The organism is Lysinibacillus sp. NPDC097162, assembly GCF_044762185.1.
Classification (GTDB): Bacteria; Bacillota; Bacilli; order Bacillales_A; family Planococcaceae; genus Lysinibacillus.
Genome location: NZ_JBIWDT010000001.1, coordinates 402,407 through 423,180 on the forward strand (window position 1 = coordinate 402,407; position 20,774 = coordinate 423,180).

The window sequence follows — 20,774 nt, forward strand, 5'->3', positions numbered from 1 at the left end:
AGAAGCTGGTGAATCGCCGGTAAGGCAGGAGAAATCGCCACTAAAAGCCAGTGAATCGCCAGTAGACCCGCTGTAGCGGAAATCAACAGCAATACAAAAAGTGTAGGATTGATTGCAGTCAATCTTACACTTTTTCTCTTTTGTCTCAGACTCTTATTTCGGATTATACTTCTTCATTAAAATAGATTTTATAAAATTTGCGATTTGTTTCCTCATCAAAGCCAACTTCAATTAGCTCATCCATTTGCTCAATATCACGGACGTTCACTTGAATTTCAATCGCGGAATCCAGTTTGATTTTACGTTTATAGCTTTTCTCAGCTTTTGCAATGGCACTTTCGGAAATTACAGTTTCGTAGGGCTTGACTGAATTCACAATAATATCTTTTTGCGTTGAATCTGCTGATTCAAATACAGTTTCAATATAGTCGTTTACTTGAAATTCTTCTTCACTACGGAAATAATCGAGCGTTTTGTTTAAAAGGCCTAACTTTTCGGGATTGGTAAAACTCTCTTCTTTTAAAATATATTTTTTACATTCAGTTAATGCTAAGTTTGTTTTATGATAATGTTCATCAGCTACTTTAACTTTCAAAAAACGTTCTTGCCAGTAAACGACATCTTCTTTCTTTTTCGTTTTCATAAAGACAACTGGCGCTTCGTCTGCCCCCATATCTACAATGACGGCCATATTATTGATTTTCTTTACATTAATGCCGTCGATGCCATTGACAGTCACTTTATTTTGTTCATTTTTTACATCTAAAAACATTTCTTTTTCTTCAATTTTGACAATGGCAATAACTTTCTTTACTTCTGTCGACATAAAACAATTGTCAAATAGTCCAATAAATAACTCGCCGCTTTTAATATTTGGATGACCAGATGCACTATGTAAGTGCGTGGCAATATGTTTGGACTGTTCAAGGAAACTAGCTTCCTCATCAAAAATGGCTTTCACGTACGTATACACTTCATTTAATCCAATATTTGATTCATGAAAAAATTCATATTGCTGCTCAAAGTCTAGTTTGTTAAATGCTAATTGTGTAAACGCTGCTTCTAGCATGACCTCAGGTTGAGAAAATCCTTCCTCTCCTAAAACAAGGGTTTCGCTTACATAATGTACAACATATTGTGCTAACTTACTTTCACTTACTTCTAACATAATTATCCACCTTTAATATAATTGTTTCGATAATTTACCATAGCATACCCCGAGTAATAATGACATGGATTTTATATGTTGATAGACCAGGAGTTGGTGTGGTGTGTATTGCTATTTTATCTTGAGGAGGTGGAGGACTACATGTTTGAATCAGTAGTATAAGTAAGATCTTTAGTTTGTATTAGAATATCGAAAAATCGGTTATTATCATCTTCGATTGTATATGCAGCTCCTGAGTTGCACTTAACTTAAGTTTATCAAAGTGAAAAAAATTTAATAATTTCCCTCTATTATTAATTGAAAAAACAAAAAATTTCTGATAAATTATTAAAAAAATTGAAAGGAGTTTGAATAGGTATGATGATTCATTTGAAATTTAATAGTAGTTAAACTTAAGTAAATGAATTTTTTTAGTTGTTTGTCTTCTATCGCTTTTACACAAATGATGTGTAGCGGAGTACATTAGAAAAATACAAATTTGCCTAGTGATACTATTTCTCTACTAGAATCTATAAAAAGTAAAGAAATAACGTAAACATCCTTAAAGTAAAAATATAGGAGTGAAAAATTTATGAAAAAATTCATGTTTGTATTACTTTTATTATTAGTTTCAATAGGTATAGGAGAAAATAAAGCTTTAGCAGAATCAATTTCCTCGGAAGTCAATTATGGGAATGAAAATGATATTGATATTGATCAAGAAGAAATTGATAGAAGAATAGGAATTGTATTTGACTACTTAAATGAACATGCAAATCAAGATTTTAATAATCAACCTTCATTAGTTTATGATATTCCAGTTGGAGAAGGGGTTATTGTAAATGCTGAAATTTCTAATCAAGAGGTTTTAAGAACAAGAGCAATTGGTAGTAGTAGAGATTCTATTAAAGCAAATACAAATTATAATTATAGTTTAAGACTTACGAACATAGTAGGCTCTGGAGATGTAACTATATATACTGTGAATTATACTACCGGTAGTCCAATTGCTCCTGGAAAAGATGTATATAGAATAACGGTAAATAATGTTTCTATAATTGGTACACCTCCTTCTGGCTATAGCGTAGGAAATAATAACACCTACATAAGAAATAACAATAATATTATTGTAAGTACGGGAGGATATATCTCATATAAACGTGTTCTTCTAGCGGATAAAACTATAAATTTCAATGATGTTTCATTAGGAAGCCTTGTCGGTGGAACTTTAGTAGTTAACTATTCATATCAAGTAAATTAAAAAGGTGTGATATCGATGAATAGCAAATCTAAAAAAACAATACTATTTTCTATGCTTCCTGTGACTTTTGCTGTATCGTACTATCTTATTGGACAACCAAAACCGAAACCCGAGGTTACAAGTGAATTGACTGAGATATTGCCAAATGGTGAAATGAAGGTATCAATTATGGAAAAAGTCGATGAAGAAACAATGAAGTGGTTTGACGAAAAAAAAGCAGATATACAATCACTCATAGCAGAACAAACAGGTTTAAAAGGTGAAGATGTGCTAGTTTCGGCAACCTCTGAATCAAATATAGGCGATACAAAGAATCAAGAAATAACATGTTCAGTTGTGCTACGCACGGAGTCAACATTTGATGACCAAATTATTCAAAACGTAGTAGATGGGATCATCAATGTTTTCAAACAAGATTCGGAGGAAGCAAATATTAGTAAAGAAAACATTGTAATTACAAATAATACTGATGTCCTCCATTAAAAATACAACTGCTATGTAATACAAAGTAAATACCTTTTGGAAGTAAAGAGGAGCTAATTTGAAAGCACCTCACTATCACAATTGATATGCTCTCAAAATTTTATTTGCCTACACCTGGGAGCATATCATGCTTCATTTGGTGCTTTTTTTATGTATTAATGCTTTTAATACTAAAGGGACATTATTGACATATTATCAACCTTAATTAAAAATTTTATTTCGAGAATGATAGAGTCTATAAATCACATAAATTATGGAATTTAATAACAACAAGATAATCATCTGTATTGTTATTGTAATGACAACAAATAACACATCTGCAAATAATACAATTTCGCCTGGTGGCAATTCTTGAGCAGGAGTTGATAGAACTGCAATAAACGTCATAATAATCGAACTAAAGAACGCAGCGTAGGCAAAAAGTGCGTGTTGATAAAACTGTAGTTTAAATTTGCTAAACCAAAAAATTATATTAATCAACACTAAGGTAAATGGGAAAAGTAAAAATTGATAAATCATCATATTTATTGAGTCTTCTAGGAATGTCCAATAAAGAATTTGGGCTAAAGATATAATGATAATATTTGTAGACGCTACAATGAATGAACTATTGCTTTTATGCATTACTCCACCCCCATAACTACTTTTTTATCTATTTTATATACATATATCTTTGTTTGTAAATTGAAAAGAAACGAGGCAAATCTGTTTTGTTTTTCTTATAAAATAGTAAATAAGAAAGAAATCCTGGAGGAAACTAAAGAAAATATTTTCCTCTAAAGACCTTGGGTTAGGTGTATTTTTCTCTTCTGAAAAATTATTAAAAGTTATTGACGAAAAAAAGAGAATAGACTACTATATCGTTAAATGAAAATGATTCTCATTCGAATGATAGAGAATGTAATGTGAGGTTATAAAGTAAAAGGTAGGCGTAACATCATGACAGGTAAAAATAGTAGTTTAATGGAAAGTACTTTTACACCACTTTCTTTAGCAATGCTTCAACTCTACTTATTGTCTATGTTATTTTTCACAGCGTCTTCAATTTTAACAATTATTTTCCCACTGCAAGCTGAGAAAAGTGGTATTTCTGAAGGTGAAATAGGCTTTATAATGGGCATCACTATGTTTGTATGTATGATCTTAAGACCGTGGGCAGGCCAGATGATTGCGAAGTATAGTGTGAAAAAAATGATGAAATGGCTTTTAATAGGGCATGCTGTCACACTTACGCTTTATATATTATTTGGTATTCATAGCCTTTACGTTGTGCGAGTGTTGCAGGGAATCGTACTCGCCTTTTTTTCAATGTCGATGCAACTAGGCATAAGTGACTTGCTAAGAAATAAAGATCGTGGACAAGGCATGTCAATGTATACTCTTTCAACAGTTATGCCTTCTCTCTATGGTCCTTTATTGGCTATAATACTTTGGCAACAATTAGATGCAAAATACTTAATTGGTTGTATTATCGTATTGGCAATTTTGCCGTTACTTTTATTTATTCGTGCTCCTTTACCACAAGATCAAAAGACAGTTCTTGCTTTCTCATTTCGAGAATTGCTTGGTGCAGTCAAAAAAACGACAAGTAGTAAAGGACTCGTTATTGCAGCTATTACAATGATATTAGGTTCTACAATAATTGGTGCAATATCGACGTTTTTACCTCTATATATGTTAAAGTTCAATCTTGGGAATCTAGCAATATATTTATTTATCCAAGCGCTTGTTGTAGTAGGAAGTCGTTTTATTTTGCGAAAACGAATCCCCTCTGACGGACATTGGCATCCCAATTTCATTATACTTGTACTTTTGTCATCCACCATTGGAACAACAATGCTAGCTTTCGGGGAACAGCTTGGCTACTTCATTTATCTCTCTGCTATGTTTAATGGTTTAGCATCTGCCATGTTATATCCTACAATTGTGACCTACATATCGTTTGCCATTCCAGAAAAGAAAAAACATATTTTACTAGGGGTTTATCTTGCAACTTATGATTTAGGATTTTCATTTGGGAGTTTGGCAATGGGAGTGGTCGTACAGTATTCATCGTATGCCTTTATGTTTATTGTATGTTCCATTGTGGCTTTCGTAGCTATTGGATTAGTCCTCTTAAAACGTAATATTTGTTAAGCAATTACTCATCCTTCTTCTCAACTAGTTTGAACAAGAGGGATTTTCTATTTCAAAGATAATCTCGTCCGTATAAAGTTTTTTACGTTAGCATACATAATGTATTTCGATAAAACTATTAAAGGTATGACGTGATGAATGCGCACAAACACAAAACTAGAAGCAAAGAGGAATTAGAGGAAAGTACTTTATGAAAATATGTTATTAGCATCAAATAACCAAAGGTTTTCGGAAAATATCTTCGAAATCCTTTGGGAGAACTTTTACCTATATAATTGGTGGGGAAATTAAAGATTGTAGTGGAACATTTTCCTGAACTTCTGAATGCAAATCAGTAATTTTACGTGGTTGACAAAGAGTGGCCATAAGTTCAATGATGACCTTATTATAGGAATAGATGCTTTGACAAATCGAAAGCATTATAACCAACTCTATGCAATTTGTGTTGTTATAAAACGAAGATGACGGAATAATATGAGTTCTGCAATTAACATCGATTATTCTAGAATTAATTTCTGTATCGGGAGGGGCACATAAAAGGACAGTTTCAACTTCAGAAAATGGAAAAATATATTTAGAACAAATTTCACCTTTATTATTTATAAATTGAACGCAAATAAAACCTTCTACTAAAAAATCAACTGTATGAAGTAAAATAGTTTCTCCTCGCTCATCCTTAACTTGAACGTATTCTCTATTTTCTGAACATGTCAATTCTTTGCATGTAATTAAGCAACTACTATCACAAGAAATAGGATTCCCATGACAATCACATACATAACAAATTGTTTTCTTAATATCTCTCGTTGAATTTATTTTGTAATCATCGCTTGGGTGATAATGAAACATTATTTTAAATTCCCCGTGGCAGCTTGGCGTATTTTCGCCATTACATTGGACTTCAATAGATTCGAGATGTGTAAAGGTTGCTGAAAATGAACTACCTTCGTTAATTTCTGCTTGTTTTTCACCATTAACAAATACAGATAAAATATTACCATGGCCACTTTTAAAATTAATGCAAATTGAGCCACCAATTTGGTTAATGCCGTACGTTGTCCATAAAATGGTGCGTTCCAATTCGCCACTTGGAACCGAAAAATTACAACAAATCACATCATCAAACTTTTTTTGATCTAGCTGAATAATTTCTTTTAACTTTATAACCGTTGATTTATTAACCCAATCATATAGTTTAGATACTTTTACACAATGAACGGATGGTTTCTCATTTTTCATGATTCTCCTTGTTCCTCCCTTCAAAGTAATAGTTTTATCTAGACTATGTTCTTAAAATTAATGTGGTCACGGCGATGTTTGAGCATTAATCAGCTAAATTCCTAGCTTTAATAAGGATTATAAAGCATTAAGTAGAATTTGGTTATTAATTTGAAAAGAAACTTCAAACATTTAAATTTTTATGGAAAGGATAGGCAACTAAAAATATTATGGGCTTTTAAATATAGCGTTACAGTAGTCTAAATTCTTTTTGACACAAAGCATTTACTATATAGAACGATTAAATTACTTTAGAAGGAGTTGAATATAATTTATGTGTCAAAGTTCTGGAAATATTGTCGGTAACTTTAGTTGTTGCGAGCCTAAAAAATATGTACAAGATAAAGTATGTAATAGTTTCACAGTTGCAGGTGACGATGTAGTTGGTGCTGAAATCATTTACGCTACAAATGCAAACGAGGTTATTTTTGCGTCCGGATTTATAAAAAATACTGGTAACTTCCCTCTTACTGTTCAATTTGTAAAGGGAGCTGACCCTGTTGCAGGAACGGGTGGTACTGTCGTTAGACAAACTGTAGTGCCAATTGGAGGAGCCTTTACTTTTACAATTTCACGATTCGATACGATTCGTGTATTTGCAACGGGTGCAACAGTAGCACTACCAGCTGCTGGCGAATTCTGTATTACACCTCGATATGAACTTTCTTAATTATTTTTGAGTTAACAACAGTAAGGTATGCAAAGAATAATGTGGATTATTTTCATATTAAAAAAGCTGATAGCCGATTTCCTAAAATGCTGGGAAATTGGCTTTTTAGGCTATCATTGCTAAATTTTTTGTAGAATTCTATCACCTTGTATCTAGAATATTGCCTCGTTCAAAAAGCATTGTACCAAGTGTTTAATATGACTATTTTAAATACATAAGAGATAACGTAGTAATTAATGAATTTTTTATGTGACATGCTTGTGACATTAGTATTTTACAATGCTTGTGAGGTGAAGAGATGAGAGTCAATCAAAATCGTTCGAAAAGGAGTATTCTTTCGTTAATTATAGTTTTTGTCCTATTACTCGTAGGAGGATGTGCAAGTAAACAGGAAGAAGAAAAACAAATAAATATAGAGGCAGGTACACTAGCAAGCAAGTTATCATTTTGGGATGAACAGAAAAAAGGTACCAATTTCATGAATTCAAAATCCATACCAGAAAACTATACAGAAGCTAATAAAGAAAACATCGAATTTATACGCTTAGCTCCAGATAAATGGTCAAAGGACAGAGATTTTTTATTTAATGATCAGCCAGATTCAAATCCCAAAAAAGATTTTTTAATTGGTAATGTAGATCATTATGAAGGTATTGTAGAAGAAGATTTTGAAGCATTAAAAGCAGACTTGGATGCAGCTTATGAACGAGGTTCAAAAGTAGTGTTAACAGTTTTAAGTTTGCCAGGAAATCGTTGGAGACAATTTAATAATCGTCAAAACGATGATCGATTATGGCAGGATTTAAGTTATCATCAACAATCAGCGCAGTTTTGGCAAGATCTTGCTACTAGATTGAAGGGTCATCCCGCTGTTGTTGGATATAATTTAGTGAATGAGCCACACCCTGAAACAGCTACAGGATTTAATGATTTTTGGACGCAGGATTATAGTGACTGGTATAGTCAAGTGGAAAATACAGCTGCCGATTTAAATAAATTGTATGAAACGATTGTAGAAGCGATTCGCTTGGTGGATAAAGATACACCGATTATTCTTAATTCTGGATTATATGCAACTCCTTGGGCATTTGAGTATCTGAAACCAATCCAAGATGATAATGTACTGTACGCATTTCATATGTATGAGCCATATGAAATGACAAGTCAAAATCGTAAACGAGGATTCGAGTATGCTTATCCTGGCAAGGTGAAAGTAGGAGAGCGGAAAACGGAAAAAATGTTTAATAAAGATACTTTACAAGACTTTTTACAACCTGTAGATAAGTGGGCAAAAGATAATAATATGCCTGCTAATCGAATCATTGCGGAAGAATTCGGCATTAACCGAATGGTCAAAGGTGCTGATCAATATTTATCAGATCTTATTTCAATTTTTGATGAATATGGCTGGCATTGGGCTTTCTATGCATTCCGTGAAGACACATGGGAAGGCATGGATTATCAATTAGGAGAGCAACCGCCAAATTGGAAATATTGGGAGGCATTTGAAAAAGGAGAGCTATCAAATCGAGAACAAGTAGAAGTAAGTAATCCATTATGGGGTGCCCTGAAAAATGGATTAGAAAAGTAAAAATACGTATGCTACGCTATCGTATAAATGTTAGAAAAAAGGTGAAGTCTTCTTTTAAGGTTTTCACCTTTTGCCTTTTATTATGAGAAGAGTTACTGGTAAGACAGATAAGGAGTTTATACAAAGTGAACATACTAATAGCTGATGATGAGAAACACATGACTGCTATCTTGAAAACCTATTTTGAAAAGGAAGGTTTTAATGTCAGTATTGCTTTTGAAGGAGAAGAAGCACTTGAAATTTTTTATTCAAAAAAAATCGATCTTGCAGTTTTGGATTGGATGATGCCTAAGTTAAGTGGCATTGAAGTATGCAGAGAAATAAAGAAAGTAAGCTTAACGAAAGTGGTCATGTTAACAGCAAAGTCGTCCAATGATGATGAATTTATGGCATTAGATATTGGGGCAGATGAATATATTCGTAAGCCATTTGATCCGCGAATATTAATTTTAAGAGTGAAAAAAATGCTTGGAACAGAAAAGTTGGCTGAAATAAGGAATTTGAAAATCAATTTACAAAGTAAGAAAGTATTTAAGGACGAAGAAGACATAGTACTCTCTAAAAAAGAATATGACTTATTGAAGATTTTATATGAAAATAAAGGGCAAGTATTATCTAGAAATTCTTTGTTATCAATGGTTTGGGGCTTGGACTATCTTGGTGAGGAACGTACAGTCGATACGCACATTAATAGGCTGCGTGACAAGATTGGAGATGACCATATTTTAACCCATAGAGGAATGGGGTATAGCTTTAATGATAAAGTTGAATAAAATTGGAAAGAAATTGTTATTGATGGTGAGTGTAATTATGCTCATCGTTTTCGGTGTTTCCTTTTTGTTAAACAATTATTTTTCCGCTAATTATTATTTATTTAAAATGAAAAATAATGTTAACGCCGTATATGAAGAGCTAAAGGATTTAACAATTCCACAACTAATAGAAACACAAGAAAAAATTGAAAATGATAATAACGTTACAATTGTTATTATTCAAAATAGCGGTAGTACCGATGAAATTAATGAAAATATCGAATTTGCATTGTTTAAAGATAAAATTGTTTTAAATAAATTTTGGATTACGGAGAATTCTCTAGAAAAAATAAAGGAAGGAAAAACAGTAAGACTACTATTTAATCAAGGAAAACTAAAGTCGAGCCTTCTAACTGTGCTGTATGAGAAAGATCAACATTTAGTGTTAGTAGGAACAGTAGTTGCTCATAATACAGATGCTTTAAAAATAGTAAACCAATTATATTTATATTCCTTATTGCTAGGAATTATAATTAGTATATTATTGGTAGCACTATTCTCTAAGAAAATTATTACTCCTTTAGAGAAATTAAAAAACATAGCAAAAGATATTACAAATTTAAACTTTAAACAAGTGGAGATAACCTCAGGCGATGAAATTGAGGAGTTGTCACACAGTATTAATGAAATGAGTAATTCTTTGAAAAATGTTCATTCACAATTAGAAAAGAAAAATCAAAGTTTAAATACGTTAATTTCAAGTATCTCTCATGAAGTAAAAACACCCTTGTCATTAATACAAGCATATACAATTGGTATTAAAGATGGTTTTGATGATGGCTCCTATACGGATATTATTTTAGAACAAGTAAATTACACTTCAGAAATGGTGGATTATTTAATCAAATTATCTAAAATCCACGAATTAGAAGTGAAAAAAGAGCCATTCGAATTAAAGCATCTTATTCAAAAAATTATTACACAATATAATATTTCATTAAGAAATAACAATGTGCATGTAGTGCAAAATTTAGATTCAATACAACATTCCTTTATTTATGAAGATAGTAATCAAATAGAGATTGTAATGAATAATTTAATAAGCAACGCCATTAAATATGGTGAAGAGCAGTATTTCGAAATCAACTTAACAAATGAAGATAAAAACAAAATAAAGTTCTCAATACGAAATAAAACGACAAGTTTGCAACAAGAGCATCTTCCTTTTATTTGGGATGCATTTTATGTAGCAGAAGAATCGAGGAACAAAGAAATTAGCGGGACAGGCTTAGGATTGTCGATTGTTGCTAGCATCTTAGCTAAAAATGATTTACAGTATGAAGTGGTGTTAGTAGACTCGTATATTCGTTTTACGATATGGTTTGATTTAGTTGAATCAAAATAAAACAAAGAACGGGCATCTATTTGGTGCACGTTTTTTTCATTTATTGAGTGCCTTTTTCTAACAATCATAAAAAGTACATATTACTGTAACATAGCACCTTTATAATAATGGTTATAGATTTGAAAGGGGCATTTATATTGGAATGAAGAGTTTTAAAAGGATTGTAAAAATAGTTTTATTACTGATGGTATTAATAGGTTTATTTGTAGGATACGCTTTTAAAGTTGAACCAACGAGGCTTGTCATTCATTCGTATGATTTAAATGAAGACAAAGGTGAATCAGTCAAAGTAGTTCAAATATCTGATATTCAAGTTAGTGAAACTTACACAATAAAACAATTAAACCGTTTAGTAGAAAAGATTAATCAATTATCACCTGATATTATTGTTTTTACAGGGGATTTATTCGAAAATTTTTCTACATTTCAACAGAAACAACAAGTAACTGAAAATTTATCAAAGCTTAAAGCTACCATGGGGAAATATGCAGTTTGGGGAAACCGCGATTACGGTGGTGGTGCTTTTAAAATATATGAAGATTTATTAACGAATTCAGGTTTTACTTTATTAAAAAATAGTGGAGTAAATGTTACTGTATTAAATGATAAGAAGCTATTTATCGGAGGATTGGATGATGGTTTGCTTGGAAATCCAGATATAGACCAATTGTTATCGCAATTGGATGATAGTTTTGATTATAAAATTGTACTTATGCATGAACCAGATATGGCAGACTTATTAAAAGATTCTTCTATTAATTTGATGTTAGCTGGGCATAGTCATGGAGGACAAATAAAAATCCCATTTATGAAAACAATGACTACTTCCTTAGCTGAAAAATATAGTGATGGATTTTATACTATTAATAAAAGCAATGGGATGCAACTTTATGTAAATACCGGAATAGGGACATCTAGAATTCCAGCTCGTTTTATGGTCCCACCTGAAATCTCCGTTTTTAATATTCATTTGTAAGATTATATATAAGTTGTCTTAAATAATCTTATAGTTATATACTTTAATAAACTGATTATATAGGGAGTTGAAAGAATGTTGGCACGATCTAAAGTATTGTATTTTGTCTTTAGTCTGATGGCACTAGCTTTTGTTCTGACAGGTTGTGGAACATCAAAAGAGGATAAGACAGTGGAAGAAAAAGTAGATTATGCATCTGCAGTGAAAGAAAATCCAATTGTGACAATTACGATGAATGACGATAAAAAAATTGTTATTGAACTAGAGCCTAAAGTAGCACCGAATACAGTTGCTAATTTTATATCTTTAGTAAAAGATGGTTTTTATGATGGGCTTATTTTTCATCGTGTAATTCCTGGCTTTATGGTTCAAGGTGGAGATCCTGCTGGAAATGGATCTGGTGGACCAGAGTATTCGATTAACGGTGAGTTTACGAATAATGGCTTTGAAAATAATTTAAAACATGAGCGCGGTGTTATTTCAATGGCACGGACGAATGACAATCCAAATTCTGCGGGCTCACAATTTTTTATTATGACTGAAGAAGCGTCCCATCTTGATGGTGATTATGCTGCATTTGGAAAAGTCATCGAAGGTATGGAAACGGTAGATGAGATTGTTGCAGTTGATCGAGACGCTACAGATAAGCCGTTAGAAGATCAAATCATGAAAAAAGTCGAAGTGGATACAAAGGGCTTTGACTATCCTGCACCAGTAGTGCAAAAATAGCATTAGACATACTACTAAAATTTAAAAGCACGTTGATTGACCGCAGTGTTGCGGCTGGTCAACGTGCTTTTCTTTGGAGAAACAAAGATCATTTTGCTCCTCATTTTTTTATTTCAGTAATTCTAAAACATTTTCATTAAAAGGAATCAGAAAATGATGTTTTGCAGGAATCGTGATTATAAAGACGATGGTACATACTCTTTTTGCATTGAAATAAGCCAAATAAAATCATCTTCAGCTATAATTTGAATGTCGTGACCGAGTTGAATTAACTGCTCAGCCTTTAAATGTTTTGTGCTTTTTTCTCGTCGGTTTTTGCCAAGAATAAGGAAATCTGTCTCTTTTGTCACAGCCCCTTGCATGAAAGCTCCACAAGCTCGGGCCTTTTTTGCAGCTTCAGAGCGTGTCATTGTGGAGAGGGCTCCTGTAAAGACGATTTGTTTATTATAAAATGGATGCATGAAACGTTCGGATGGATTGGATAGGTAGATAACTTCTGTATTGTCCTGATTTTTGTTCATGTTGGTCTCCTAAGAGGTTGATTTTAAAGGAGTGTAATATCTTGCTTTAAAATTAGACTTACTCTTCCGGTATTTTTAAAATAGTACTTTGTCGTAAATATGTAATGTTATATTGTATGGATAATTGCTGTAAAAAGCAAAGAAGCGCCGGTATTTGACCAGTGATGAGCAATTTCTCATATTTTTGCTTTTCCTCGGATGTAGCAACTTTACGGAAATACCCCCACATATGCTGGCACGCATTGCGCATGCTGCCGTCAGTAGGTATTTGTTGTAATGCATCTTCGATCAATTGTTCAATTTGTTCATGGGGCAGTATATCGCGCATTGCCAGCCGAAGCTGATTGTAATGCTTTTGGCTATGAAACATGACACGATACTTTTCTTCTCGCCATAATTTTTCAGTTCGTTGACGTTTCATACAATCACCTTCTCATAACAATTGTTTAAATTTATTACAGTATAAACATCATACATGTTGATTAACGACATTTCTATGATATTTTAGCTAAACAAACAAATAAAACACTGTAAGTTGGGAGAGATGAGAAGGTCTTGCCCTATTTTTAAAACGCCGAGCGGGATTTCCTCCGTTGGGTAGGGTAATATGTGGGGATGTATGACAGTAATGATTGAATTACATTTAGCAAATTGGTATATTAATGTATAAATAATAAATCGATGATGTGATCAAGTAAATAAGTATTGTGAAACAGAAAGTATAGCCTAGGCTGAAAGCTATATCACCTCTTCTTATTGAACCCTACCACGGAGATGTCAGTTAACAACTAACCGAGTCGTTTCGTTACAAACGTTTAGAGGACTTAATATAGTTATTAAGTCGAACTAAGGTGGTACCACGTCAATTAGCGTAAAGACGTCCTTTATTAGGATGCTTTATGCTTTTTTTATTATTTAAAACATAGGAGGAAAAGAAGATGGCTCAAAAAATAAACGATTTTTCAAAATGGTATGTGGATACGATTCAAAAAGCGGATTTAATGGATTATACGCCAGTTCGTGGCTGTATTGCTTTTAAACCAGACGGCTATGAATTATGGGAGCACATTCAAGCAGAGATGGATAAGCGGTTTAAGGAAACAGGTCACCGCAATGCTTACTTCCCGATGTTAATACCAGAATCATTTTTTCAAAAGGAAAAAGATCATATTGAAGGATTTTCACCAGAGCTTCCATGGGTTACAGAAGCGGCGGGTGAGAAGTTAGAGGAGCGCTTAGCATTACGTCCAACTTCTGAAACAATGATTGGACATTTATATTCAAATTGGATTAAAAGTTATCGTGATCTTCCAGTTTTAATTAATCAATGGGCAAATGTATTCCGTTGGGAGAAGAAAACGCTACCGTTTATCCGTACTTCTGAATTTTTATGGCAAGAAGGTCATACTGCCCATGTCGATGAAGAAGATGCACGTAAAGAGACAATGCAAATGTTAGCAATTTACAAAGAAGTAGTAGAAGGTTTGCTAGCGATTCCAGTATATGATGGACAAAAGACACCATCTGAACGTTTTGCTGGAGCGGTTGATACATTCTCTATTGAAGCGATGATGAAGGATGGAAAAGCTGTGCAAGCGGGTACATCCCATTACTTAGGTACAAAATTTGCTGAAGCATTTGATATAAAATATTTAAATAAAGAAAATAAACATGTTTATGTGCATACAACTTCTTGGGGTACATCGACACGATTAATCGGGTCTGTCATCATGGTGCATGGCGATGAGCAAGGTCTTGTTTTACCACCAAAGATTGCACCGACTCAAGTTGTGTTAATCCCTGTTGGACCATGGAAAAAGAACCCTGCTATTATCGAGAAATTAGATGAAATTTTTGCAGCGTTAAAAGCAAAAGGAATTCGTGTTCGCCTTGATGACTCGGATCAATCGCCAGGCTATAAATTTAATGAGTGGGAGTTAAAAGGTGTACCGGTACGTATTGAGTTGGGACCACGTGATTTAGAGAATCAACAAGGTTTAATGAAAGCCCGTGATGAAGAAGAAAAAGTTTCTGTATCTTTAGAAACAATTGTTGAAAGCATTGAAACAGAACTTGAAACAATGCAAACACGTCTTTTCGAAAAAGCAAAAGCTTTCCGTGCGAATAACTCGCATACACATATTGATTCAATGGAGCAGTTACAACAACATTTAACTCAAGCTGAACAGAATGAAACAATACCAGGTTGGATTTTAGCAGGTTGGTGTGGAGACGATGCATGTGAAGAAAAGGTAAAAGAAGAGACAAAATTCACAACACGTAACATTCCATTTAACCCACCAGTTACAAAGGATACTTGCATTCATTGTGGGCATGAAGCAAAACATACAGTTTGGTTTGCACGAGCTTACTAATTTACGACGAAGTACAAATATAAAGCGTTTCAACAATTTTGTTGAAACGCTTTATTAATGACTTTTTACTCATATTCTACGGCTCTAAAAAATTTAATATCACTAATATAGATTTTAGAAAGATAATTGTAATAATAATACATAATTTTTATTATTAATTGGTTTAAAAGTGTTAATAGTTTAAAATATGTATATATTTACATTTTAAGGATAGATGATATACTAGTAAGTAATAGGAAAAATAGTTGTAGAACCAGCAGACATTTTTATTTTTTTACCTCTAGTTTGTTTAGAGAGTATGATACATATGTAAGTCCAATGTAATAAATGGTTAGAACTTTTTAAGTCATTTCAGTAAGCGCTTTCATTGATGTGAGGTTAAATTGTATTTGATATACCAGAGTCGAACATCCAAAATATTGCGCATTGTTAACAGTCCATTTTAATCGTTAGAAAGCTGTAAGGTGAAATCTCAATAAAATAAATAATTGGTAGGGTGAATGATGGAGGGAATTAAGCAATCATTAAAGATAATTGCAGGTAATTATCAACTATCAGATGAGTTTAATCGCTGTTTAAACGACTTATTAGATCAACATGAAGGTGGTGATTTTAGTGGTTTAAGTAAATTGCATTTTCAAATGAATGGTGGCACATTAACGAAATCTATAGAAGAAGTTTTTAATCTTCTAGAATTATGGATTCTTTTTACGGATATCGTTGATGATATTGAAGACGGTGATGAATCAAAGTGGGGAATAGATGGGAACATATTGTTGAATGCTTCTACAGCTTTAGTTAGTATCGTATTGTTGGAGCTAGAAAAGCTAGAGATACCTTATAAAAGTGAGGTTACCCGTTTATTTTGCCATTACTTACTACAAGCGGTTGACGGACAGCATCATGACTTAATGAACAAGATTACATCTGAAGAAATGTATATAGATGTTGTTAAAAAGAAATCAGGTTCATTAATAGCACTTTCATCCACGCTTGGCGCAGTGTTAGCGACTGGAAAGTATACAACAAAGCTTGAAATGAGTGCGCACTATATCGCAATTGTCGCTCAACTTAAAAATGATTATAACGACTTATTAAATTTACAAAGAGATTTACAAGTTAAAAAAAGAACCTTGCCTTTACTATATTTATTACAATTCGAGGATTCGGCATTTGACGAATTGCGATTGTATTATAGACAGCAAGGGAATGCAACTACGAAGATTTGTATTACTAAACAGCAGATTGTAGATTCTGGATTACACGTTTACGTGCATCTAATACAATCTAAATATCTTAATCTTGCACTAGACTTATTAAAAGAAGTATATCCAACACAAAATGTTGAAATATTCAAACAATATATTTAGATGAGGTGAAGGACATGTTAGAAATTACTCAATATCTTCAAAAAAACAAAAACATTTTAGACCTTTTAAAAGAGAATAAAGTATCGCTTTTAAATATCAATGAATTTGAAAAAAATTTAATTTTAGAGTCTTTTGAACAAGGCGAAAAGAAAGTATTAAAAAATAATCTTTCTGCTTACTGGCGCGCGTAATTATTACCACTAAGGTCATTTGTAGACTTTCCATTGTGGTTAATAGTCCTGTCATTAGGAGTACTTGTTTAAGCACAAATAGGGAGGATTTTACAAATTATTGACGTAAATGATAAGCTTAGAATTAGAGGGGATGAAGCTATGTATCAATAGTTCATCTCCTTTTTTTATTACATAGCGGACTTATTCAAGACAAATACAAATAAGCTATCTTAAGTAATAGACAGCCCATTTGTATTTACAGTACTTCTGCAAAGCAGACAAGTGGCTAAGCGGAAATTCCCTGTCTTATTAAATGACTTCTACCACCGTCATTTTCCCAACGATCAATATCCCTTCCATCTTCGTCCCACACATCGGGTCTTTCTCTGTAAGACATTTTCTACATCATCCTTTATTCATTAGTTCATTTCTATATTATGTAATGTTGTAAATTTTAGTTCATAGAAAAGGTTGTCATCGCCGGTAAGTCGGTGTGAATCGCCGATTAACTAGTTCCAATCGCCGATAAAACAATGTGAATCGCCGATAAGCTAGGGCAAATCGCCGATAAAACTGTAACTATCGTTAATAGAAATTGAAACGACAATTTTATTGGGAAGAAATTATAAATTCCTCTTTGTAAAGCTATATTTTTGCATATGTGCCAAGTTGTAAGGCGCATATACTGTAGTGAGGAAGGGGGGAGGTGAGCAAATATGAGAATTAACTGGAAAGTTCGATTCATGCATAAGCCGTTTGTATTAGCGTTGTTTTCCATGCTGCTACTACTCGCTCAGCAAGTGGGAGCTTTGTTTGGCTTTGATTTAACAAGCGGAATGAGTGAGCAACTAACGTCCATTTTGAATACAGTGTTATCGATTCTTGTATTAATGGGGGTTGTTGTTGATCCGACTACAAGTGGCACCAGTGATAGTGAACGTGCTTTAATGTATCGCAGACCAAGATAAACATTTCATTACATTTAAAAAAGTGTAATTTTACAATAGAATGAATATGATATAATGTAAGAAAATTCTAATAGCTAGGGGGATGATTGATTGTCGCTTGAAATGGAGCAGCGAATCGCTAAGCTTGAAAAGGAGATGGAAGAGTTACGGCAGGAAATGGATGTGTTAAAGCAACAACAGTCACAACAAAAGACAACTGTAAAAAATGTTAACCGATCCATTACTGTACAACCTGCATTACCAAAGCCAACACCAACACCAATACAAAAATCAACACCGAAAACTAATGCTCAGCCACAGCGTTCATTTGAGGAGCAAATTATGTGGGCGCTCCCGAAAGTCTTTATGGTTATTTTAGTGCTGGGAGTGTTATGGGGGCTAAAGCTAGTTAGTGATTATGGCTACTTATCGAACGAGGTGAAAATCATCCTCGCTTATTTATTATCAATCGCATTAGGGGCTATAGCTTATGTTTTAGAGCAGAAAAAGATGGCATCTCCAGCTGTAACCATTTCCTTATACGGTGGGGCATTTATCGTAGGAATTTTAACAACTGCGGCTGGTGCTATTTTATACGAGGTATTAGGCTTAACTTTAGCATTGTTCATTGCCTTTGGGTTTATTGTCTATGGTATAGCCATTAGCTATTTAAAGAAAAACGAAGTGCTTACTTTATTTGTTGCTTTTACCTCGTTGCTACTACCTTATTTACTAGAGTATATGGATTTTAGCGCGTTCATTATATTAATTTTTGTGATCGTCCTGTTTACAATGCTGCAATTCGTTATACTTCAACATAAACAAAAAATTGCGCTCTATGTCACAACCTTTTTCTCTATTATGGCAGTAAGTATTGTAGCGTTTATGAATAGTGACAATCGAGTTGTTTTTGCAATAGGATTGCTCATTACACTTGCAATCTTTTACACAAGTTGGTGTCGCTTATATAATGCTGAATCTAAATCGAAGCATATTCATGCTGGACTACAATTTAGTTTAGGGATCTTTAGTTTACTCCTTATGAACCTCGTAAGTAGTCGGCTTGAATATAATGAGGTACTATTGCTTGGACTATGTATTTTGTTTGTAACTGTAGCGGGTTATAGCTATAAGCAAAAATGGCAGGAGGCATTTGATAGTGCTGTAACACTCGCATTTATTACACTTTGTAATACAGTATTGATTATGAATATACCAGAAAAGGTTGATGATTTACTTTTACCATTCATGACATTTGCAGGTGTTATGATGAGCTTACGACTACGAGCAAGTTTAATGAAGGTTGTTAGTTCATTCGGGTTTTCAATTGCACTTATTTTAAGCTATATCGTACATGAGCCGACCCCATTTTTTAGCATAGGACATATTAGCTTAATACTGCCTGGCGTATACTTGTTAATTATTTATATGTATACAATACGTCAGAAGGAAACATTGAATGCTTTTGAGAAAATAATGAAGGATTTATATGTGACAGATATTTTAGCTGTTATTACAGCTGGATACTTCCTTGCTTATATTGCTAAGCTTGATAGTGTTTATGTTACAAGTGCTAGCAATTTCCCGCATTTGATGAGTATCGGTATAGTGATACTGTTTGTGGGCTCGCTGTTGCTACCTGAAAAATATAAAGGCCGTGCATTAACGCCAGTTGTCGGTCTGTTTTTCCTTCTTGTTACGCTCATGCTCAGTGTGATTCCATATAATGTACAAGGAATTGTATGGTTGAATATTGGTACTAGATTAGTTTATATTGCAGTATTTGTAGCTATCATCTTCGATTTACTGATGAAGGGGCGTATTTATCAAATTTATCAACAACATATGACGAAATTTTTAGATCCAATTGTCAGCGCAAGCGTAGTATTCACGATGATTGCACTATGCGGTCTCGTGTCACAGCTAGCTTACAATAATCTACTGGATTGGAAACTCAGTATTGCATTCACGACAATAACACTATTCTTGTCGGCAAGTTTATCACTATGGCTCGGCTCAGTACGACATTTACGAATACTTCGGCTTTCTGGCTTTGCCATACTAGCCATCGCATTTGTAAAGCTTATATTCTTCGATTTATCGGCACTCGATTTATTAATAAGAGCAGTACTTTTCATTGCAATTGGTGGAATTGGCATGCTGCTGTCGGGGCGGTTGTTGAGGAAATAAAATGTTATGTGAAAATCTATATTTTTTATAAAGACCGTTTACTAATTTTTACTAGTAAACGGTCTTTTACGTTATAGGAAAATATTTGGATTTGGTTCTTTGTATTCATTTTAAAATTGAAGAATAAATTAAATAAATAAAATATCATATTGATAAGGAGTATTGTAATTATTGAGTATATATGAAATAGTATAAATAGCATACTGTAAAGGAAATTTATTGAATGCTATCAGGATGTTTCATACTAATAAATGCCATTAATTTTTGTGGTTTACATAATTAATTTGAAAAATAGGGAGAGAGGAAAATGCAGCTTAAAAAAAGGGGATTATACAATAATAACCTGGGTTTTTCATTAGTTGAAGTCGTTGCTTCAATCGTCATCATAACTTTAATTTTATTATCATTTTTCGGTCTGCTTATTCAATCAAATAAAACGGGAAAAAGCTCTGAACAAATTATAGACGCAACTTATTTAGCGCAGCAAGAAATGGAGAAAATGTATAGCTATTTCAAATATGCTACTAAAGATACATGGGAAACAGCATTTCCTTACACAAAGGATGAAGCAAATTCAACAAACAATCTTACTTTATACAATCCAACGATACCCTCGTATGCTAAAAACAAAGAACAAATAATAGTGAAAGCAAAAGACTTATCACCAGATAATACAGTGAGAATTATTATTGAGGTGTATGATTCTAGTGGTAAGGTCTTAAAGGCTAAAGTAGAGAACATTTTTAGTTTTGTGGAAAAGAGGTAGAATC

20 protein-coding genes and 1 other annotated feature are annotated in these 20,774 nt (G+C 33.2%); of the genes, 15 read left to right on the forward strand and 5 right to left on the reverse strand.

The window, feature by feature from the left end; all coding sequences use genetic code 11:
* Positions 1-163 precede the first annotated feature (163 nt).
* Entirely contained in the window at positions 164-1,168 is a 1,005-nt protein-coding gene (locus ACIQXW_RS01865; RefSeq protein ID WP_402759570.1) for a nucleoid-associated protein, read from the reverse strand.
* Positions 1,169-1,739: 571 nt separating this feature from the next.
* Between ACIQXW_RS01865 and ACIQXW_RS01870 the strand changes: the two genes are divergently transcribed.
* Both ACIQXW_RS01870 and ACIQXW_RS01875 read left to right on the forward strand, forming a co-directional pair.
* Complete coding sequence (locus ACIQXW_RS01870; RefSeq protein WP_401019035.1) at positions 1,740-2,408, forward strand: hypothetical protein; 669 nt, start codon at positions 1,740-1,742, stop codon at positions 2,406-2,408.
* A gap of 15 nt (positions 2,409-2,423) precedes the next feature.
* A complete protein-coding gene (locus ACIQXW_RS01875; protein ID WP_401019034.1) occupies positions 2,424-2,891 on the forward strand; it encodes a hypothetical protein in 468 nt (155 codons plus the stop codon).
* Positions 2,892-3,092: 201 nt separating this feature from the next.
* Here the strand turns inward: ACIQXW_RS01875 and ACIQXW_RS01880 are convergent, their stop codons facing one another.
* Positions 3,093-3,515 (reverse strand): hypothetical protein, encoded by a 423-nt coding sequence (locus tag ACIQXW_RS01880; RefSeq protein WP_402759572.1) that lies wholly within the window; start codon positions 3,513-3,515, stop codon positions 3,093-3,095.
* 315 nt (positions 3,516-3,830) lie between these two features.
* Between ACIQXW_RS01880 and cntE the strand changes: the two genes are divergently transcribed.
* Positions 3,831-5,027: a staphylopine family metallophore export MFS transporter CntE gene (gene cntE, locus ACIQXW_RS01885; RefSeq protein ID WP_402759574.1), complete on the forward strand. Its 1,197-nt coding sequence runs from the start codon at positions 3,831-3,833 to the stop codon at positions 5,025-5,027.
* Between the two features lie 267 nt (positions 5,028-5,294).
* Here cntE and ACIQXW_RS01890 read toward each other — a convergent pair whose 3' ends face one another.
* Positions 5,295-6,266, reverse strand: a complete 972-nt coding sequence (locus ACIQXW_RS01890; protein WP_402759576.1) for a BMQ_0737 family morphogenetic spore coat protein — start codon at positions 6,264-6,266, stop codon at positions 5,295-5,297.
* A 313-nt stretch (positions 6,267-6,579) separates the two neighbouring features.
* Between ACIQXW_RS01890 and ACIQXW_RS01895 the strand changes: the two genes are divergently transcribed.
* The 6 genes from ACIQXW_RS01895 (at position 6,580) to ACIQXW_RS01920 (ending at position 12,428) form a co-directional block, all read left to right on the forward strand.
* Positions 6,580-6,975 carry a DUF3992 domain-containing protein gene (locus ACIQXW_RS01895; RefSeq protein WP_401019026.1) on the forward strand — a complete coding sequence of 132 codons (396 nt, stop codon included), beginning with the start codon at positions 6,580-6,582 and terminating at the stop codon, positions 6,973-6,975.
* Positions 6,976-7,273: 298 nt separating this feature from the next.
* Positions 7,274-8,566 carry a glycoside hydrolase family 5 protein gene (locus ACIQXW_RS01900; RefSeq protein ID WP_402759578.1) on the forward strand — a complete coding sequence of 431 codons (1,293 nt, stop codon included), beginning with the start codon at positions 7,274-7,276 and terminating at the stop codon, positions 8,564-8,566.
* A gap of 125 nt (positions 8,567-8,691) precedes the next feature.
* Complete coding sequence (locus tag ACIQXW_RS01905) at positions 8,692-9,339, forward strand: response regulator transcription factor (protein ID WP_402759580.1); 648 nt, start codon at positions 8,692-8,694, stop codon at positions 9,337-9,339.
* Complete coding sequence (locus ACIQXW_RS01910; protein WP_402759582.1) at positions 9,323-10,723, forward strand: HAMP domain-containing sensor histidine kinase; 1,401 nt, start codon at positions 9,323-9,325, stop codon at positions 10,721-10,723. Before ACIQXW_RS01905 ends, ACIQXW_RS01910 begins: the two co-directional genes overlap by 17 nt.
* A gap of 142 nt (positions 10,724-10,865) precedes the next feature.
* Entirely contained in the window at positions 10,866-11,699 is an 834-nt protein-coding gene (locus ACIQXW_RS01915) for a metallophosphoesterase (protein WP_402759583.1), read from the forward strand.
* 75 nt (positions 11,700-11,774) lie between these two features.
* Positions 11,775-12,428, forward strand: coding sequence for a peptidylprolyl isomerase (locus ACIQXW_RS01920; protein ID WP_402759584.1), 654 nt, complete (start codon positions 11,775-11,777; stop codon positions 12,426-12,428).
* A gap of 176 nt (positions 12,429-12,604) precedes the next feature.
* Here ACIQXW_RS01920 and ACIQXW_RS01925 read toward each other — a convergent pair whose 3' ends face one another.
* Positions 12,605-12,949: a BRCT domain-containing protein gene (locus tag ACIQXW_RS01925; protein ID WP_402759586.1), complete on the reverse strand. Its 345-nt coding sequence runs from the start codon at positions 12,947-12,949 to the stop codon at positions 12,605-12,607.
* Positions 12,950-13,007: 58 nt separating this feature from the next.
* The gene (locus tag ACIQXW_RS01930; RefSeq protein ID WP_402759588.1) at positions 13,008-13,370 is read right to left on the reverse strand and encodes a YbgA family protein; all 363 of its coding nucleotides are present in this window, start codon (positions 13,368-13,370) and stop codon (positions 13,008-13,010) included.
* 251 nt (positions 13,371-13,621) lie between these two features.
* Positions 13,622-13,837 (forward strand) — a binding site (T-box leader).
* 50 nt (positions 13,838-13,887) lie between these two features.
* Here ACIQXW_RS01930 and proS point away from each other — a divergent pair.
* The 6 genes from proS to ACIQXW_RS01960 all read left to right on the forward strand — a co-directional run bounded on the left by proS (position 13,888) and on the right by ACIQXW_RS01960 (position 20,770).
* On the forward strand, positions 13,888-15,324 hold the full coding sequence (gene proS / locus ACIQXW_RS01935; protein ID WP_401019015.1) for a proline--tRNA ligase: 1,437 nt from the start codon (positions 13,888-13,890) through the stop codon (positions 15,322-15,324).
* 500 nt (positions 15,325-15,824) lie between these two features.
* Positions 15,825-16,694, forward strand: coding sequence for a polyprenyl synthetase family protein (locus ACIQXW_RS01940; RefSeq protein WP_340825598.1), 870 nt, complete (start codon positions 15,825-15,827; stop codon positions 16,692-16,694).
* A 14-nt stretch (positions 16,695-16,708) separates the two neighbouring features.
* The gene (locus ACIQXW_RS01945; RefSeq protein WP_340825597.1) at positions 16,709-16,885 is read left to right on the forward strand and encodes a competence pheromone ComX; all 177 of its coding nucleotides are present in this window, start codon (positions 16,709-16,711) and stop codon (positions 16,883-16,885) included.
* A 698-nt stretch (positions 16,886-17,583) separates the two neighbouring features.
* Complete coding sequence (locus ACIQXW_RS01950; RefSeq protein WP_173478208.1) at positions 17,584-17,835, forward strand: phage holin; 252 nt, start codon at positions 17,584-17,586, stop codon at positions 17,833-17,835.
* Positions 17,836-17,925: 90 nt separating this feature from the next.
* On the forward strand, positions 17,926-20,004 hold the full coding sequence (locus tag ACIQXW_RS01955) for a DUF2339 domain-containing protein (protein ID WP_402759591.1): 2,079 nt from the start codon (positions 17,926-17,928) through the stop codon (positions 20,002-20,004).
* 307 nt (positions 20,005-20,311) lie between these two features.
* The gene (locus ACIQXW_RS01960) at positions 20,312-20,770 is read left to right on the forward strand and encodes a prepilin-type N-terminal cleavage/methylation domain-containing protein (RefSeq protein ID WP_401019010.1); all 459 of its coding nucleotides are present in this window, start codon (positions 20,312-20,314) and stop codon (positions 20,768-20,770) included.
* Positions 20,771-20,774: the final 4 nt, after the last annotated feature.